Source organism: Aestuariivirga sp. (assembly GCF_037139295.1).
Taxonomy (GTDB): domain Bacteria; phylum Pseudomonadota; class Alphaproteobacteria; order Rhizobiales; family Aestuariivirgaceae; genus Aestuariivirga.
The window spans coordinates 1-1,510 of sequence record NZ_JBAXGR010000316.1; the positions used below are offsets into that span (position 1 = coordinate 1).

Consider the following 1,510-nt stretch of genomic DNA (forward strand, 5'->3'; position numbering starts at 1 on the left):
CGCATGACCACACGCCGGCAACTGCTCAACGGAGCAGCCACACTCGCTGCCTACGCAAGCACAGCTCGGTTGGTGGGCGGCCCGGGCTTCGCCGCTACGCCGGACCAGGGCCCTTCGGCGCTGCCGTCAGGCGCGCGTGAGGCTGCGGTGCTCGACGCCCTGCCTGGCAAGAAGCCGTTGATCAAGCGGTCCTATCGCCCGCCCAATTACGAAACGCCGATGGAAGTCTTCGATAAGGCTTTCACGCCCAATGACGAGTTCTTCGTGCGCTGGCATCTCTCTAACATTCCCGAGGTGGACGCTGCAGAGTGGCGGCTGAAAATCGGTGGCGATGGTTCATCAACACCCTTCGAGCTCTCGCTGGTGCAACTCGCGACAGATTTCGAGCAGGTCGAACTCGCTGCACTTTGTCAGTGCGCCGGAAATCGCCGCGGCCTTTCCAACCCACACGTAATGGGCGTCCAGTGGGGCTATGGCGCCATGGGCAATGCCAAGTGGAAGGGCGTGCGGCTTAAAGACATTCTTGCGAAGGCCGGCCTCAAGGCGGACGCGATCGAGATAGCCTTCAATGGTGGCGAGTCCGGCGTGGTCGAGGAAACCCCCGACTTCGTCAAGTCCATTCCTACCTGGAAGGCACTGGACGAGAACACGATGATCGCTACACACATGAACGGCGAGTCGCTGCCTCACTGGAACGGATATCCGGCCCGTCTCATCGTTCCTGGCTGGACGGCAACCTACTGGACTAAGCAGGTCACTGAAATCAACGCCCTCACCAAGCCGCAAGGCGGCTACTGGATGGCGAAGGCCTATCGCGTGCCACTCGGCACCTTCTCCTTCACCGACCGCTTCATCACGCAGGAGACAGACAAGAACACGCCTATCACCGAGGTGGTCGTGAACTCGCTGATCACCAGCCCCGGCGAGGGGCAGGCCGTTGCCGTCGGAAAGTCCGTGGACGTGCGCGGCATCGCCTGGGACGGGGGACACGGCATTACGGAGGTCGATGTCTCAACCGATGGTGGGAAGAATTGGCGCCCGGCAGTACTTGGCGAGGATCTTGGTCGCTTCTCCTGGCGACAATGGTCGCTGTCCTTCACGCCGACAGACCCCGGCAGTTACGCCGTCATGGCGCGCGCTACCAACGCCCAGGGCGTGAGCCAGGTCTCGAAGCTCATTTTCAGCCCGTCCGGCTATCATAACAACGTCATCCAGACTGTGAACGTGGAGGCAGCATGATGAAGTCAAGCATCACATTTACCTTGTCTGGCGCTTGTCTCCTCATGGCCTTGAGCACAGATGTTGTCCGCTCCGACGAATCTACAATCGTCCTGAAGCCCGGCGATGGTCTAGACGTTGTCGAAGGCAACTGCGCGGCATGCCACAGCCTCGACTTCGTCCAGATGAACTCGCCGATCCAGGACGAGAAGGGCTGGACAGAGACCGTGGGCAAGATGGTGCATGTCATGGGCGCACCCATCACCGAGGATGACCAGAAGCAAATCATCAC

At 60.6% G+C, this 1,510-nt stretch carries 2 protein-coding genes; both read left to right on the forward strand.

The window, feature by feature from the left end:
* On the forward strand, positions 1-1,239 hold a 1,239-nt coding region (locus tag WCJ41_RS22270), incomplete at its 5' end, for a molybdopterin-dependent oxidoreductase (protein WP_336908020.1).
* 44 nt (positions 1,240-1,283) lie between these two features.
* Positions 1,284-1,510, forward strand: a 227-nt coding sequence (locus WCJ41_RS22275) for a hypothetical protein (RefSeq protein ID WP_336908021.1), incomplete at its 3' end; no start/stop codon positions are given.